This window comes from Roseateles asaccharophilus, assembly GCF_004362405.1.
GTDB classification, from domain to species: domain Bacteria; phylum Pseudomonadota; class Gammaproteobacteria; order Burkholderiales; family Burkholderiaceae_C; genus Kinneretia; species Kinneretia asaccharophila.
Map to the genome: position 1 here is coordinate 317,419 of NZ_SNXE01000004.1, position 16,385 is coordinate 333,803.

Annotated in this window: 13 protein-coding genes and 1 pseudogene; 1 reads left to right on the forward strand and 13 read right to left on the reverse strand. The window is 67.4% G+C overall.

What is annotated here, in order from left to right:
* Positions 1–80: 80 nt before the first annotated feature.
* Positions 81–1,130, forward strand: a complete 1,050-nt coding sequence (locus tag DFR39_RS11660; protein ID WP_133603721.1) for a recombination-associated protein RdgC — start codon at positions 81–83, stop codon at positions 1,128–1,130.
* Here the strand turns inward: DFR39_RS11660 and DFR39_RS11665 are convergent, their stop codons facing one another.
* From DFR39_RS11665 to rimP, 13 genes and pseudogenes are all read right to left on the reverse strand, one after another.
* Positions 1,131–2,390, reverse strand: coding sequence for a DEAD/DEAH box helicase (locus DFR39_RS11665; RefSeq protein ID WP_133603722.1), 1,260 nt, complete (start codon positions 2,388–2,390; stop codon positions 1,131–1,133). It abuts the gene before it with no gap.
* Positions 2,391–2,443: 53 nt separating this feature from the next.
* Positions 2,444–3,034 (reverse strand): methylated-DNA--[protein]-cysteine S-methyltransferase, encoded by a 591-nt coding sequence (locus DFR39_RS11670; protein WP_133603723.1) that lies wholly within the window; start codon positions 3,032–3,034, stop codon positions 2,444–2,446.
* A 13-nt stretch (positions 3,035–3,047) separates the two neighbouring features.
* Positions 3,048–4,118 carry a tRNA dihydrouridine(20/20a) synthase DusA gene (dusA, locus tag DFR39_RS11675; protein ID WP_133603724.1) on the reverse strand — a complete coding sequence of 357 codons (1,071 nt, stop codon included), beginning with the start codon at positions 4,116–4,118 and terminating at the stop codon, positions 3,048–3,050.
* Between the two features lie 76 nt (positions 4,119–4,194).
* On the reverse strand, positions 4,195–4,836 hold the full coding sequence (locus DFR39_RS11680; RefSeq protein WP_133603725.1) for an exopolysaccharide biosynthesis protein: 642 nt from the start codon (positions 4,834–4,836) through the stop codon (positions 4,195–4,197).
* A 3-nt stretch (positions 4,837–4,839) separates the two neighbouring features.
* Positions 4,840–5,247 (reverse strand): hypothetical protein, encoded by a 408-nt coding sequence (locus tag DFR39_RS11685; protein ID WP_133603726.1) that lies wholly within the window; start codon positions 5,245–5,247, stop codon positions 4,840–4,842.
* A gap of 276 nt (positions 5,248–5,523) precedes the next feature.
* On the reverse strand, positions 5,524–6,663 hold the full coding sequence (locus DFR39_RS11690) for an enoyl-CoA hydratase/isomerase family protein (RefSeq protein WP_133603727.1): 1,140 nt from the start codon (positions 6,661–6,663) through the stop codon (positions 5,524–5,526).
* Positions 6,664–6,691: 28 nt separating this feature from the next.
* Positions 6,692–7,582 carry a DMT family transporter gene (locus DFR39_RS11695; protein WP_133603728.1) on the reverse strand — a complete coding sequence of 297 codons (891 nt, stop codon included), beginning with the start codon at positions 7,580–7,582 and terminating at the stop codon, positions 6,692–6,694.
* Between the two features lie 106 nt (positions 7,583–7,688).
* Positions 7,689–9,515: a translational GTPase TypA gene (typA, locus tag DFR39_RS11700; protein ID WP_133603729.1), complete on the reverse strand. Its 1,827-nt coding sequence runs from the start codon at positions 9,513–9,515 to the stop codon at positions 7,689–7,691.
* Between the two features lie 31 nt (positions 9,516–9,546).
* Entirely contained in the window at positions 9,547–10,515 is a 969-nt protein-coding gene (gene truB / locus DFR39_RS11705) for a tRNA pseudouridine(55) synthase TruB (protein ID WP_133603730.1), read from the reverse strand.
* Between the two features lie 13 nt (positions 10,516–10,528).
* Positions 10,529–10,918: a 30S ribosome-binding factor RbfA gene (gene rbfA, locus DFR39_RS11710; RefSeq protein WP_133603731.1), complete on the reverse strand. Its 390-nt coding sequence runs from the start codon at positions 10,916–10,918 to the stop codon at positions 10,529–10,531.
* Between the two features lie 162 nt (positions 10,919–11,080).
* Positions 11,081–14,032, reverse strand: coding sequence for a translation initiation factor IF-2 (infB, locus tag DFR39_RS11715; RefSeq protein ID WP_133603732.1), 2,952 nt, complete (start codon positions 14,030–14,032; stop codon positions 11,081–11,083).
* 57 nt (positions 14,033–14,089) lie between these two features.
* Complete coding sequence (gene nusA / locus DFR39_RS11720) at positions 14,090–15,568, reverse strand: transcription termination factor NusA (protein ID WP_133603733.1); 1,479 nt, start codon at positions 15,566–15,568, stop codon at positions 14,090–14,092.
* Positions 15,569–15,690: 122 nt separating this feature from the next.
* Positions 15,691–16,227, reverse strand: a pseudogene (gene rimP / locus DFR39_RS11725) (ribosome maturation factor RimP); the annotation flags it as partial.
* Between the last annotated feature and the right edge of the window lie 158 nt (positions 16,228–16,385).

Sequence of the window (16,385 nt, forward strand, 5' to 3'; positions counted from 1 at the left end):
ACAATGACGCTCAACCGTTTCGCACACACTCATCGCGCCCCGGTCCTGCCGGGGCGCTTGCATTTCCGACGACGCATCCGATGTTCAAGAACCTGACGATTTACCGCGTGGGCGCAAGCTGGCAGCCCAGCCGCCAAGAAGTCGAGGAGGCCCTGGCCAAGGGCCAGTTCCAGCCCTGCGGCGCCACCGAACCCCTGTCCCTGGGCTGGGTGCCGCCGCGCGGCATCGAGCACGGCCCCCTGGTCGAGGTGATCGACGGCCATCTGCACCTCAAGCTGCAAGTGGAGTCGCGCGTGCTGCCCGGCTCGGTGGTCAAGGAGCGGGTGGACGAGATTGCCGCCCAGATCGAGGAGCAGACCGGTCGCAAGCCCGGCAAGAAGGCGCTCAAGGACCTCAAGGAGCAGGCCACCCAGGAGCTGCTGCCCCTGTGCTTCAAGAAGCGCAGCAGCATCCGCATCTGGATCGCGCCCGAGCAGCGCCTCCTGATGATCGACGCCTCCAGCCCCGCGCGCTGCGAGGAGGTGGTGAGCCTCCTGATCAAGACGCTTGAAGGCCTGACCCTGCACCTGATTCAGAGCGCCGAGGCGCCCGCCACCTGCATGGCCGCCTGGCTGATGGACGGCGTGGCACCCGAGGGCTTCACCATCGACCGCGAGTGCGAGCTCAAGAGCGAGGACGAGATGAAGTCCGTGGTGCGCTATGCCCGCCACGCGCTGGACATCGACGAGGTGCGGCAGCACCTGGAAGCCGGCAAGCGCCCCACCCGCCTGGCCATGAGCTACAAGGACCGCGTGTCCTTCCTGCTCACCGACACGCTGCAGATCAAGAAGATCAGCTTTCTGGACCTGGTGTTCGAGGGCCATGACAAGCCCGAGAAGGACGAGCAGTTCGACGCCGACGCCACCATCGCCGCGGGCGAGCTGGGCGAGTTGATTCCGGCCCTGATCGAAGGCCTGGGCGGCGAGCACGACTTCCTGGGCTCGGCCCCCAGCGGCTTCGTGGCCGACAGCCAGTTGGTGGCGCCCGACAAGACCGTGCTGGACCTGGACCAGACACCTGCGGCCGTGACGGCCGCCGTAGCCGCCGCGGCCGCTGCCGCCGGCCCGGACGACAAGGCGCCCTGGGACTGATCAGCCCTTGGGCTTGGCCGCGGAGACCGCCGCGGCGGCGGCTGCCGCTGCCGCTGCTTCCCGCAGCTTGTCCTTCTTGCTCTTGCGGGTCAGGCTCTTAACACCGCCCGCGCCGGGTTCTTGCACCGGCTGCTCCTTAGGCTCGAAGCCCGCGATCTGCTCGCGCGGCACGCGCTGGCCTTGGCGCTTCTCGATCAGGCGGAAATGCGCCTCGGCCGCCGCCGTCACAAAGCTCAGCGCCACGCCGCGCGCGCCCGCCCGGCCGGTGCGGCCGATGCGGTGGGTGTAGTCGGCCGGGGAGCGCGGCAGGTCGTAGTTCAGCACCGCCGGCAGCTCCGGAATATCCAGGCCGCGGGCCGCCACATCGGTGGCCACCAGCACCTGCACCGTGCCGGCCTTCAGGGCCGCCAGCACCTCGCGCCGCGTGCCCTGGCTCAGCTCGCCATGCAGGGCCGCGGCCTTGATGCCGGCCTTCCAGAGCTTGTCCGAGACCAGCTCGGTGGCGTACTGCGTGGCCACGAAGACCAGCAGGCGCGACCAGCCCTCGGTCTGCAGCAGATGGCGCAGCAAGGGCGTGCGCTGAGCCTCGTCCACGCGGATGGCGCGCTGCAGGATGTCCGGCGGCGCCTCGGCCGGCGCCTCCACACGCAGGGGCTCGCGCAGCAGACCGTCTGCCAGACCCTGCACCGCCGCCGGGAAGGTGGCGGAGAAGAAGAGGTTCTGGCGCCGCGCCGGCAGCAGGGCCAGGATGCGCTGCAGCTCCTCGGCAAAGCCCATGTCCAGCAGGCGGTCGGCCTCGTCCAGCACCAGCAGCTCCAGGGCCTCGAAGCCGAGGGCATTGTGGGCATGCAGGTCCAGCAGGCGGCCCGGCGTGGCCACCATCACATCGCAGCCACCGCGCAGGCCCATGAGCTGCGGATTGATGGAGACGCCGCCAAAGGCCACCGCGATCTTCAGCCGCCCCGGCAGCAGGCGCGCGAGATCGCGCAGGGCCTCGGCGGTCTGCGCCGCCAGCTCGCGCGTGGGCGCCAGCACCAGGGCCTTGAGGCGCCGGCCCTCGCCCCCTTGCAGCACCCGCTGCAAGAGCGGCAGGCCGAAGGCCAGGGTCTTGCCCGAGCCGGTGGCGGCCTGGCCCAGCAGGTCGCGGCCGGCGAGTGCCGGGGAAATGGCTGCCGCCTGGATGGGGGTCGGGTCTTGATAGTCCAGCTCGGCCAGGGCCTTGAACAATGCGGGGTGTAGGCCCAGGGCGTCGAAAGACATGGGTGGCGGTGTTCCGGTCAGGTGAGGAAAGATGGATGAAGGGGCGGCGGCGCTCAGGCGCCGAAGAGACTGGCCTGCTCGCCGCCGAGCTGGCCGGTGGCACGTGCCTCGATCAGCAGCAGGCGCTGCTTGGTGGCCAGGCCGCCGTGGGCGGAGAAGCCGCCCCTGGCACGGCTGCCGCTGCTGGGCAGCACGCGGTGGCAGGGCACGATGGGGGCGAAAGGATTGTGGCCCTCGGCCTGGCCCACAGCGCGCGCCGCGCCGGGCTGGCCCAGGCGCGCGGCGATCTCGCCATAGCTGAGGGTCTGGCCCAGGGGAATGCGCCGGGTCAGGGCCAGCACCTGGCGGTGGAACTCGGGCAGCGCGCTGTCGTCCAGCTCCAGCTCCAGCAAGACCTCGGCATCGCGGCCCTGCCCCGCCAGCAAGGCACGCACACCGGCCATGGCCCGCTGGATCAGGGCCGGCAGCTCGGGCTCCAGCGGCAGCTCGCGTGCGGCGGGGAAGCGGGCACGCATGCGGTCGCGGGTGGCGCCGGCGTTCTCCTCGGGCAGCTGCGAGCCGATGAGCGCCAGACGTTCGTTCCAGGCGATGCCGCAGCAGCCCAGCGCGGTCTCGTAGCAGTGGAAGAACTGGCGCGGCGGCATGTGCTGCTGGGCCTCAGGCGTTCAGGGCCGCGGCATGGCGGGCCTGGTGCTCGTCCACATGGCGGGCCACGCCCGCACGGGCCTCGGTGGCCAGGGCCGCAACCTCGGTGGGGCTCAGGCTCTTGAGCTTGTGGTCGGACCAGATCTGGCGCCAGCGGCGCGAGCCGGCCGCGCCATTCCACAAGCCCAGGGCATGGCGCATGGCCGTGGCCCAGGAGCGCCCAATTGCTTGCTGGGCGCTCAGATACTCGACCCAGGCGGCTTCCACCGCCTCGCGGCCGGCCTGGGCGGTGGCCGGATCGGCCTGGCCGAAGAAGCGCGAGTCCCACTGCGCCATCTGCCAGGGCTCGTGATAGGCCTGGCGGCCCACCATCACGCCGTCCACATGCTGGAGCTGCTCGGCGATCTCGGCATCGGTCTTGAGGCCGCCATTGATCACGATGGTGAGCTGCGGAAACTCGCGCTTGAGCCGATGCACCAGCTCATAGCGCAGCGGCGGGATCTCGCGGTTGTCCTTGGGGGACAGGCCTTGCAGCCAGGCATTGCGGGCATGAACGATGAAGACCTCGCAGCCCGCCTCGGCGATGGTGCCCACGAAGTCGCGCACAAAGTCGTAGCTCTCGATCTTGTCGATGCCGATGCGGTGCTTCACCGTCACCGGGATGCTCACCGCATCGCGCATGGCCTTCACGCCATCGGCCACCAGCCGGGGCTCGGCCATCAGGCAGGCGCCAAAGGCGCCGCGCTGCACCCGCTCGCTGGGGCAGCCGCAGTTCAGATTGACCTCGTCATAGCCCCAGCGCTCGGCCAGCTTGGCGCAGGCGGCCAGATCCTCGGGCTCGCTGCCGCCCAGCTGCAGGGCCACGGGATGCTCTTCGGCATTGAAGTCCAGATGCCGGCCCTGGTCGCCATGCAGCAGGGCGCCGGTGGTCACCATCTCGGTGTACAGGCGCGTGTGCCGGGTCAGCAGGCGGTGGAAGTAGCGGCAATGGCGGTCGGTCCAGTCGAGCATGGGCGCGACGGACAGGCGCCAGGGACTGGGCGCCGCGGCCGGCGCATCGGGGATCAGGGGGCTGGAATTCATGGGGCGGGAACTGGCGGCGGGCGCTCACCACGAGCGCCCGCCAGCCCCGATTGTCCCAGTTCCGGCGGTCGCCGGCTCAGAACAGCTGCAGACCCCAGTCCCAGGCGCGCTGCGCGGCCTCGGTGATCACATGGCCCATGGTGGCGGTGAAGACCAGGGCCCCCGAACCGACCACGGCCGAGGCCAGCAGGGCCAGGCCGTCGCGGAACATCCAGCCCAGGCTGAGCAGCACCAGGCTCAGGCTGGGCAGCACATTGCCCAGCGGCAGGGGCAACATGATGATCAGGCCCATGGCCGCGATCCAGGCGCCCCAGCCCAGGCGGGTGCGGCGGTGGCTCAGGAAGAGCCAGCGCGCGCGCAGACAGCGGTCGGCCAGGCCATAGGTCCAGGCCAGCATGCGCAGGCAGCGCGCCGACCACACCGGTCCCAGGCGAAACTCGGCCAGACGCCGCGGCAGACGGGTCTGCACATGGTCGCGGTGCCAGCGCCAGCCCAGCAGCAGGATGACGAGGCTGAGCAAGGTGCCGATGCCGGCCACGGGCGTGACACTCAGCAAGGCCATCATCAGCAGCAGCACCGCGGCCGAGGCCTGGCCGTGCAGGGCCAGCAGATCGTCCAGGCTCAACACCGGAGGCGCCTCGGCCTCCCCGTGATCCAGCAGGGCTTGACGAAAGGCCTCGGCCAGACTGGCCGCGGCCCCCTCATCCGAGAAGGACATGACTCAGCGCGCGCTTGCGGTGGTGGACGGGATGGAGCGCAGCAGACGCAGGCCCAGCAGGGTGAGGAAGAACAGGGCCATCACGCCCATGAACCACAGCACCCACAGCAAGGGCGTCAACCAGCCCAGGGCCGTGCCCAGCCAAGGCAGGCCGGACTGCCCCAGATCCAGCATCCACTTCAGACTCTCCTGCAGCGCGCGCAGCGTGGCCTCGTCCACCCAGGGGGCCAGCCAGGGCGGCATCTGCCAGGCGGCCGCGGCCTCGCCCATGCGTGCCGCCTCACCGCTGGCCAGGGCATGGCTGGCCCAGTCCAGCAAGGCGCCCACCAGCCCCAGCCCGCCGCTCCACAGCAGGGCCAGCACAAGGAACAAACTCCAGGCGCCCCAGCGCCAGCTTGAGCTCAGGGCCATGATCAAGCCCTCCGCAGCGAGGATTGGGGAGCGGAGAAGCAGATGCTTCGGTGTGATGTCTTGTACATGTGCAGTGCCTGTGAGGTCTTGAAGATGGCCGCGCCAGCAGGGGCGCGTTCGCAGCCGTGAGCTTACGCGGGCCTTCAATCCCAAAAAACAAGACAAATCAAGCCATGGACTTCGGAAAAACCGATGAAACGCAAGCGCAGCGCGCGGGCCCGCAACAGGGCTGAAGCGCCCCGGCAGGCCCGACATGCGCTGCGGCCGTGATGCAGCTCAGACAAGCGCGCGCAGCGGGTGCTGGTCGGCGCTCCAGGGGCTCTCGAAGAAGGCCTGCACCATGGCGGGCGTCACGTCCTCGATGCGAGCCGGGTTCCAGCGCGGCGCGTGGTCCTTGTCCACGGCCAGGGCGCGTATGCCTTCCACCGTCTCGGAGGCGGCGCCGGGGCGCAGCGTGAAGCAGCGGTGCACCAGGTCGCGCTCCATGCGCAGGTCTTCGGCCAGGCTGAGCCGGCGCGCGCGGCGCAGCTGCTCCAGGGTCACGGCCATCATCAGGGGCGAGCGCTTCTTCAGCGCGGCCAGGGTCTCGCGGGCCCAGGCATCGTCGGCCTCGACCGCCGCCAGGGATGTCATGATCTCGGCCACGCTGGGCTTGGAGAAATGCTGGTCGATGCGGGCACGCAGATCCAGGTAGTCCGGCGCGGGCGCCAGGTCGGCGCGCTGCATCACCTCGGCCACCACATGCTCGGCACTGGGTTGATCGCCCTGGCGGAAGGCTGCAATGAGGGCCGGCAGCTCGCTGCTCTTGACGAAGACATCGCCCAGACCCAGGGCAATGGCATCGCCCGCGCCGATGGGCTGGCCGGTCAGGGCCAGCCATTCGCCGGCATGGCCGGGACATTGGCCCAGGAACCAGCCGCCGCCCACATCGGGGAAGAGGCCGATATGGGTCTCGGGCATGGCCAGCTTGCTGTGCTCGGTCAGCACCCGCAGCTTGGAGCCCTGGCTGATGCCCATGCCCCCACCCATCACCACGCCATCCATCAGGGCCACATAGGGCTTGGGATAGTTGTGGATGAGGTGGTTGAGCGCGTATTCCTCGGTAAAGAAAGCCTCCAGCGCGGCACTGGCCTCGGGCGTGCCCGCGGTGGCGCTTTGGTGGAAGAAGCGGATATCGCCGCCGGCGCAGAAGGCCGCCGGCTTGCCCTCGCGACCGGCACCCAGCACCACCACGGCCTGGATGGCCGGGCTGGCGGCCCAGTGCTTGAGCAGCGCGGTGATGTCGCGGATCATGGCCAGCGACAGGGCATTGAGCGCGTTGGCGCGATTCAGGGTGATCAGGCCCAGGCAGCCATTGACCTCGGCCAGGATCTGGCCGTCGGACTGCAGGGCGGGAATCAGGGCGGCGGAACTCATGCCAACTCCATCAGACTTCTTGTTGTGTTTACCGACCGGCCCGCAGGCCGAGCAATTCATTGCCCACCAGGGCGGCCAGCACCATAGCACCTCCGAGCAAGGCGGCGGAAGACGGGGCTTCCCCCGCACCGAGCCAGGCCCAGAGTACCCCGAAGATCACCTCCAGCAGGCCCAGCAGGGCGATCTCCGGCGCGGGCAGTACGCGGCTGAGCTGCACCACGATCAGGCAGGGCAAGGCGAGCTGGAACACGCCCAGCCCGGCCAGCAGGCCCAGATCGTGCCAGCCCGCTTGCAAGGGCCAGGCCAGGGGCAGGGTCAGCAGGGCCGAAATCAGGGCGCCCAGCAGCACGGCCAGCAACATATCTGGCCCGCCGCTGCCCTCGCCGGCTTCGCTGCGGCGGTGGCTGTGCTGCAAGAGGGTCCAGTTGGTGGCAGCGGCCAGCGGCACCGCAAAGGCGATGAGCATGCCGCCCAGGGCCTGGGCACCGCCTTGCATCTCGTGGCCGAACATCCAGGCAATGCCCGCACTGCCCAGGCCGATGGCGGCCCAGGTCCGCAGCGGCAGGCGGTGCTGCAGGAAGAGGCGTGCAAACAGAGCCGTGAGCAGCGGACCCAGGGACATGGTGACCAGCACATTGGCCACTGAGGTCTTGGTCAACGCCACCATGAAGGCCGTGAACATGATGGCCCAGCACAGGCCGGAGACCCAGACCGCACGCCCCGCGCCCAGCAGCTGGCGCCACAGGGCCGGCCCCCGCAAAAAGCCCAGGGCCAGCAAGAGGGCCAGGGCATTGAAGGCGCTGCGCCAGAAGGTCACCTCGAAGCTGCGGGCCGCCTCCAGATGGCGCGACACCACCCCGGCTGTGCTCCACAGCAGGGTGACCGCAATCATCAGCAAAACCGCGCGACTGTGCTTCATGGATGGCAGAGCGCCCCCGAGATCGGGGGCGCTGGAGAGTGGATTCAGACCAGCGGCGCGTCCTTGCGAAAGCGCGCGGGCCAGGGCTGCTCAGCCCGAACGTTCATCAGCCGCCGCGAGCCGCGCGCTTGCGCTCGTTCTCGGACAGATGACGCTTGCGCAGGCGCACGCTCTTGGGCGTGATCTCGACCAGCTCGTCGTCGTCGATGAAGTCCACACCGTACTCCAGCGTCAGCTCGATGGGCGGGGTGATCTTGATCGCGTCTTCCTTGCCGCTGACGCGGAAGTTGGTCAGCTGCTTGGTGCGGGTGGCGTTGACGACCAGGTCGTTGTCGCGGCTGTGGATGCCCACGATCATGCCCTCGTACACCGGGTCGTTCGGCTTGACGAACATGCGGCCGCGGTCGTCCAGCTTGCCCAGGGCGTAGGTGAAGATCTCGCCGTCGTCCATGGAGATCAGCACGCCGTTCTTGCGGCCGCCGATATCACCCTTGAAGGGCTCGTAGCCGTCGAAGATGGAGGAGATCAGGCCCGAACCGCGGGTCAGGTTCATGAACTCGTTGGAGAAACCGATCAGGCCACGGGCCGGAATGCGGTACTCCAGGCGCACGCGACCATGGCCGTCCGGCTCCATGTTCAGCATCTCGCCCTTGCGCAGACCCAGGGCCTGCATCACGCCGCCCTGGTGCTCTTCTTCCACGTCGGCGGTGACCAGCTCCATGGGCTCGCACTTGACGCCATCGATCTCCTGGAACATCACGCGCGGCTTGGACACGGCCAGCTCGTAGCCTTCACGGCGCATGTTCTCCAGCAGGATGGTCAGGTGCAGTTCGCCACGGCCGCAGACCTCGAAGACGCCGTCTTCATCGGTCTCCTTCACGCGCAGGGCCACGTTGTGCTGCAGTTCCTTCTGCAGGCGGTCCCAGATCTGGCGGCTGGTGACGAACTTGCCTTCGCGGCCGGCCAGGGGGCTGGTGTTGACGCAGAAGTTCATGGTCAGGGTGGGCTCGTCCACCTTGAGCATGGGCAGGGGCTGGGGATTGGCCGGGTCGGTCACGGTCACGCCGATGCCGATGTCCTCGATGCCGTTGATCAGCACGATGTCGCCGGGGCCGGCCTGGGTGGTCTGCATGCGATCCAGACCCTGGAAGGTCAGCACCTGGTTGATGCGGCCGTTGACGGCCTTGCCGCCCGGGCCTTCCATCACAACCACCTGCATGCCGGGCTTGATGGTGCCCTGGCTGATGCGGCCCACGCCGATGCGGCCCACGAAGGTGGAGAAGTCCAGGGCCGAGATCTGCAGCTGCAGCGGCGCGGCCGGGTCACCCTTTTGCGAAGGCACATGCTTCAGGATGGTGTTGAACAGGGCCGACATATCGGGGCCCCACTGCTCGCCCGGCGCACCCTCTTCCAGCGAGGTCCAGCCATTGATGCCCGAGGCGTAGACCACGGGGAAGTCCAGCTGCTCGTCGGTGGCGCCCAGCTTGTCGAACAGGTCGAAGGCGGCGTTGATCACGGCATCGGGCTTGGCACCCGGTTTGTCCACCTTGTTCACCACCACGATGGGGCGCAGGCCCAGGGCCAGGGCCTTCTTGGTGACGAAGCGGGTCTGGGGCATGGGGCCCTCTTGCGCATCGATCAGCAGCACCACGCCGTCCACCATGGACAGGGCACGCTCGACCTCGCCGCCGAAGTCCGCGTGGCCCGGGGTGTCGACGATATTGATGTGCGTGCCTTCCCAGCTGACCGCGCAGTTCTTGGCCAGGATGGTGATGCCGCGCTCGCGCTCGATGGCGTTGTTGTCCATCACGGTGTCGACGACCTTCTCGTGGTCGGCGAAGGTGCCGCTCTGACGCAGGAGCTGGTCCACCATGGTGGTCTTGCCATGGTCAACGTGGGCGATGATGGCGATGTTGCGAATCTGCTTACTCATGGGGGCTCTTCTCAAAAATCTTGGCGGTACATCAGGCGCTCAGCAGGGACTGCACTTCCTGCGGGCTGAGCAGGCGGCCGGGAATCAATTCGCCGGCTTGGATCGACGCGCTGCCCAGCAGGGCCCGGGCTTGGGGTCCGTAGACCCGCACATGCGGCGCGTCGGCGGCTGAAACGCGGCGCCGCATGCCGTTGAGGAACTTGGCGGTGTCGTCTGCGTCCAGACGCAGCGACGGCCATTCCTCCAGCAGGCAGTCCGGGGGGCGCAGCATGGACTCGCGCTCCGTCTCGCTCATGGCAGCCAGGGCGTCCAGGCTGATGGCATCGCGCAGCTGCACGGGGCCGCTGGCGGTGCGGCGCAGCGCCGAGAGATGCGCACCGCAGCCCAGATGCTCGCCCAGGTCCTCGGCCAGGGTGCGGATGTAAGTGCCCTTGGAGCAGCGCACGGCGATCTTCAAGACCTCATGCTGCCAATCCAGGATGTCGATCGCGTGAATCCTCACGCGACGTGCGGCCCGCTCGATCACCTGACCGGCGCGGGCATATTCGTACAGCGCCTTGCCCTCGTGCTTGAGCGCCGAGTGCATGGGCGGCACCTGCTCGATCTCGCCGGTGAAGGCGGTGCAAGCGGCTTCAATCTGCGCGCGCGTCAGCGACACCGGGCGTTCGCGCAGGATCTGCCCTTCGGCGTCGCCCGTGCTGCTGGTCTGGCCCAGGCGCAGGGTGGCCTCGTAGGCCTTGTCGGCGTCCAGGCTGACTTGGCTGAACTTGGTGGCTGCGCCAAAGCACAGGGGCAAGAGGCCCGTGGCCAGGGGGTCCAAGGTGCCGGTGTGGCCGGCCTTCTCGGCGCGCAGCAGCCACTTCACCTTCTGCAGCGCATCGTTGCTGGACAGGCCCAGGGGCTTGTCCAGCAGCAGCACGCCATGCACCGGCCGGCGCTGGATGCGCTGGCGCGGCGGGCGGGCCTCGGCGGTGGCAGGGGTGGCGGACGTGGCGTGCATGGCCGGGTGCTTTTCAGTCCTCGCGGCCTTCGTCCGAGGCCTCGTCGGCCGCGCGGTTGGCATTGGCCTTGCTGATCAACGCATTCATCTCGGCGGCACGCTCGGTGGTGCGGTCGAAGTGGAAATGCAAGGTCGGCACGGTGTGGATGGCCAGGCGCTTGAACAGGCCGTTGCGCAGAAAGCCGGCGGCCTCGTTCAGCGCTTCTTCCGTTTCCTGGGGCGAGCCCACCAGCACCGAGAAGAAGACCTTGGCATGCGCATAGTCGGGCGTGACCTCGACCGCACTGATCGTGGCCATGCCGATGCGCGGATCCTTGAGTTCGCGGATCAACTCGGCCAGATCGCGCTGGATCTGGTCGGCGACGCGGAAACCGCGGTTGGGGATTGCTCTCTTATGACGCATGGTGTTTCAAAGCTCCAAATGCAAACCCCGCCTGAACTGCTAGGCGGGGTTTTGACCAAGCAGCGCCCCGCCTGAGGACCGCCCCGATATTGCGGGCGGAGCCCCAGGGCCGCGAGGCGGACCTTGTCAGGTCCTGGGGCAGGAGCGAAGCGAGCGGGGGCCTTACAGGGTCCGAGCCACTTCCTTGATTTCGAAGAATTCCAGCTGATCGCCTTCCTTGATGTCGCTGTAGTTCTTCAGCTTGATACCGCACTCGAAGCCTTCCTTGACTTCCTTCACATCGTCCTTCTCGCGGCGGACCGATTCGACCTCGCCGGTGTAGACCACGATGTTGTCGCGCAGCAGACGGAACTTGGCGTTGCGACGCACCAGACCCGAGGTGACCATGGAACCGGCCACCGTGCCGATCTTGGAGGCCACGAAGACCACGCGGATCTCGGCCGTACCCAGGGCTTCCTCGCGCTGCTCGGGCGCCAGCATGCCGCCCATCGCCGCCTTCACCTCATCCACGGCGTCGTAGATGATGTTGTAGTAGCGCAGGTCCACACCATTGTGCTCGGCCAGCTTGCGCGCACCGGCATCGGCGCGGGTGTTGAAGCCGATGATGATGGCCTTGGAGGCGATCGCCAGGTTGACGTCCGACTCGCTGATGCCACCGACCGCGGCGTGCACGATCTGCACCTTGACTTCCTCGGTCGAGAGCTTGAGCAGCGAGGATGCCAGCGCTTCCTGCGAACCCTGCACGTCGGCCTTGATGATCAGCGGCAGGCTCTGCACATCGCCCGATCCCATGTTCTCGAACATGTTCTCCAGCTTGGCGGCCTGCTGCTTGGCCAGCTTGACGTCGCGGTACTTGCCCTGACGGAAGGTGGCCACTTCACGGGCGCGGCGCTCATCGGCCAAGACCATGAATTCGTCGCCAGCCTGCGGCACTTCGGTCAGACCCTGGATCTCCACCGGGATGGAGGGGCCAGCCTCGGTACAGGGCTTGCCATCTTCGTCCAGCATGGCGCGCACTCGGCCGAAGGTCGAACCGGCCAGCACCACGTCGCCGCGCTTGAGGGTACCGGTCTGCACCAGCACCGTGGCCACGGGGCCGCGGCCCTTGTCCAGCTTGGCTTCGATGACCAGGCCCTTGGCCATGGAGTCCTTGGGCGCGGTCAGTTCCAGCACCTCGGCCTGCAGCAGCACCTGCTCCAGCAACTCGTCGATGCCCTGACCCGTCTTGGACGACACGCCCACGAAGGGAGAGTCACCGCCGAATTCTTCCGGCACCACCTGTTCGGCCACCAGCTCGCTCTTGACCCGGTCCAGATTGGCGTCGGGCTTGTCAATCTTGGTGACGGCCACCACGATGGGCACACCGGCCGCCTTGGCGTGGTGCACGGCTTCCTTGGTCTGGGGCATGACGCCGTCATCGGCCGCACAGACCAGGATGACGATGTCGGTGGCCTTGGCACCGCGGGCACGCATGGCCGTGAAGGCCTCGTGACCCGGGGTGTCCAGGAAGGTGATCATGCCGCGCGGCGTGTCCACATGGTATGCACCGATGTGCTGCGTGATGCCGCCGGCTTCGCCCGCGGCCACACGGCTGCGACGGATGTAGTCCAGCAGCGAGGTCTTGCCGTGGTCGACGTGACCCATGACGGTGACGACCGGGGCGCGCGGCAGCAGCTCGTGTTCCTGCTCGGCAGCGGCGCCCTCTTCTTCCAGGAAGGCGTCCGGATCGTCCAGCTTGGCGGCAAAAGCCTTGTGGCCCATTTCCTCGACCACGATCATGGCCGTTTCCTGGTCCAGCTGCTGGTTGATGGTGACCATCTGACCCAGCTGCATCAGCTTCTTGATGACCTCGGAGGCCTTGACCGACATCTTGTGGGCCAGGTCCGCCACCGAGATGGTCTCGGGCACATGGACTTCCTGGATCACCGGATCGGTGGGCGCCACGAAGTTGGAGGCGGCTCCATGGCGGTCACCACGGTCGCCGCGACGGCCCGCGCCACCCTTGGGCGCGCGCCAGCCCGGCTGGCCGCGACCGGCCGGCGCACCAGCGCCGATGGTCTTGAGGCCACGCTTCTTGGCGGCGTCATCGGCCCAGCTGGACGACAGCTTCTCGGACTTGACGGACTTCTTGTCGCCCGGCTTGGCGGCCGTGCCACCTGCCGGAGCGGCGGTCGTGCCGGTACCCGGCTTCTTGTGAATGGTGCCCTGGATGGCCGGAGTTGCCGCCGGCTTGGGTTCCTCGGGCTTCTTGGCCACCAGCACCTTCTTCGGTGCATTCATCATCGCGCGGATGGCGGCAGCCTCGGCCTCGGCGGCCTTGCGGCGGCGCTCCAGATCGGCCTGCTTCTGCTTTTCCTCGGCGCTCACGTCAACGGCCTTAACCACGCGCAGGGCGGGCTTGGGTGCTTCCACGGGCGCCGCGGGCTTGGCCGCTTCCACAGGAGCGGGCGCCGGCGCGGGGGCCGCAACGGGCGCAGGGGCCGGAGCCGCCACGGCAGGCGCCGGACGGGTCGCAGCCTTGTTCAGCGCAGCGGCAGCAGCGCGCGCAGCCTCGCGGGCTGCGGCTTCCGCAGCCACCTTGGCAGCGGCGGCTTCTTCGGCGGCACGGGCCTCGGCGGCCAGGCGCTCCTGGCGACGCTGCTCCTCGGCGGCCTTGGCAGCAGCCTCGGCGGCTTCACGTTCGCGAACGCGGGCGGCCAGCTCTTCCTCTTGCTTGCGCAGCGCTTCGGCCTGGGCCTGAGCCTCTTCTTCGCGACGCTGCAGCTCAGCCTCTTCCGCGGCTTGGGCAGCGGCCTCATCGAGACCGCTGTCCTCGCGCTTGACGAAGGTGCGGGTCTTCTTGACCTGGACCTGCACGGTGCGGGTCTTGCCGCTGGAGTCGGCCTGCTTGATCTCGCTGGTCGACGTGCGCTTGAGCGTGATCTTCTTGCGATCGGCGCTATTCGCAGTGCCATGCGCGGTGCGCAGGTAATCCAGCAGACGTTCTTTGTCGGCTTCGTTCAGGGCGTCTTCAGCAGACGCCTTCTTGACGCCCGCGGCTTGCAGCTGCTCAAGCAGCGTGCTTGCAGGCCTTTGTAGCTCTGCAGCGAACTGGGCGACGGTGGTCACAGCCATTGTGGGGATCCTTCAGAATGCTTTCGATGCGACGCGAGTGTGTGGCTGAGCCTTGCTTCAGGCGTTGAACCAGTGCTCGCGGGCCTTCATGATCAGGGCGCGCGCTGCGGCTTCTTCCAGGCCGGCGAGCTCCACGAGCTCGTCGACGGCCAGGTCGGCCAGGTCGTCACGGGTATGGATGTCGCCGTCGGCGAGCTTGGCCACAAGCTCCGGCGTCATGCCCTCGAGGTCGCGCAGATCCTGCGACACCTCTTCGACCTTTTCTTCGCGGGCGATTTCCATGGTCAACAGCGCATCCTTGGCCCGGGTGCGCAGCTCGTTGACCGTGTCCTCGTCGAAGGCCTCGATCTCCAGCATTTCCTGCATCGGCACATAGGCCACTTCTTCCAGGCTGGTGAATCCTTCGGCGATCAGGATGTCGGCCACCTCGGCGTCCACGTCCAGCTTTTCAACGAAAAGCTTGCGAACGACTTCGGTTTCCTGCTCCTGCTTGGCGGCCGATTCCTCGGCCGACATGATGTTGATGCGCCAGCCGGTGAGCTCGGAGGCCAGGCGCACATTCTGGCCGCCGCGGCCGATGGCGATGGCGAGGTTTTCCTCATCCACCACCACGTCCATGGCATGCCGTTCTTCGTCCACCACGATGGACTGAACATTGGCCGGTGCCAGGGCACCGATCACGAATTGGGCCGGGTCCTCGGACCACAGCACGATGTCCACGCGCTCGCCGGCCAGCTCGTTGGTCACGGCATTGACGCGCGAACCGCGCACGCCGACGCAGGTGCCGATGGGATCGACACGCTTGTCATGCGAGAGCACGGCGATCTTGGCGCGGCTGCCCGGGTCACGGGCGCAGCTCTTGATCTCCAGCAGGCCCTGCTCAATCTCAGGCACTTCCTGGGCGAACAGCTCCTTCATGAACTCCGGGCTGGAGCGCGAGAGCATGATCTGCGGGCCACGCTGGGTGGGGTCCACGCCCAGGATCACGGCACGCACGCGGTCGCCGGTGCGCAGGTTTTCCTTGGGGATCAGCTCATTGCGCTTGAGGCGGCCTTCGATGCGGCCCGACTCGGCAATGATGTCGCCCTTGTCCAGGCGCTTGACCGTGCCCACGAAGATCTTCTCGCCGCGCGAGAGGAAATCGTTGAGCAGCTGCTCGCGCTCGGCGTCGCGGATCTTTTGCAGGATCACCTGCTTGGCGGCCTGAGCTCCAATGCGACCGATGGGCACGGACTCCACCGACTCCTCGATGTGGTCGTCCACCTCGATGTCGGCAATCTGTTCCTGGGCTTCGAAGAGCAGGATCTCGGCGTCGGCATTCTGCAGGCCCGCCTCGTTGGGCACCACATGCCAGCGACGGAAGGTCTCGTACTCGCCAGTATCGCGGTCAATCGCCACGCGGATGTCGACCTCCCCGCCATACAACTTCTTGGTGGCCGAGGCCAGCGCAGCTTCCACCGCACCGAACACGACATCGCGCTCCACGCTCTTCTCGCGCGAAATCGCATCCACCAGCATCAACAGTTCGCGGTTCATTGATCGAGACCTCCGTCAACCTTGTCATCCTTGCCAGCGGCAGCAGGCGACTCCTCATCGTCCTGCTGCTGCCTGGCCTTGGCATTGCTCTGCTTCTTCTTTTTCGAGGCAGCCTTCTTGCCATCGGCCTTGTTCGTCTTGTCCTGGGATTCGCCCGCAGCGGGCTTGCTCTTGCGACCCTTAAAATCGATCGCGGGCACCAGCTTGGCGCTGCGCACCTCGTCCAGACTGAAATCCAGCGCCTGATCCTGCTTGCCGTCGTTGAACACGAGGCGCCAGCCGGCAGCCTCGCCCTCGGCCGCATCCAGCGCCTGCAGCTCACCGCTGTAGCGCTTGCGCCCCTGGAAGGCGAGTTTCAGAGTGATTTCAATCTGCTCGCCCGTGAAGCGGGCGTAGTCGGCCGCCTTGTTCAGGGGGCGGTCCAGCCCTGGAGAGGAAACCTCCAGGCGCTGATAGTCGGCATTCTCGACCTCCAGCACATACTGCAGCTGGCGGGTCACCTTCTCGCAGTCGTCCACCGAAATTACCTCACCGGCCAGGGCCTGGTCCGCCAGCTTATCGATATAGACGCGCAGCAAGCCACCGGCACTGCGTTCGCAGTCCACCAGGTCATAGCCCAGGCCGATCACGGTCTTTTCAACAGCGGCTTGCCAACTCATGCGGGGTATTTCTTCGGATTCCGAGCTCAAAAAGGTCAAAAAAGATCAAGCAAAAAAAATGGGCTGGATGAATCCGCCCACCGTCTTCGCCGCACTGATCGCTGCTTGCAGCTTTTTCAGCGAAGCCAGGATTGTACTATGCAAGCACCATGCCGGCA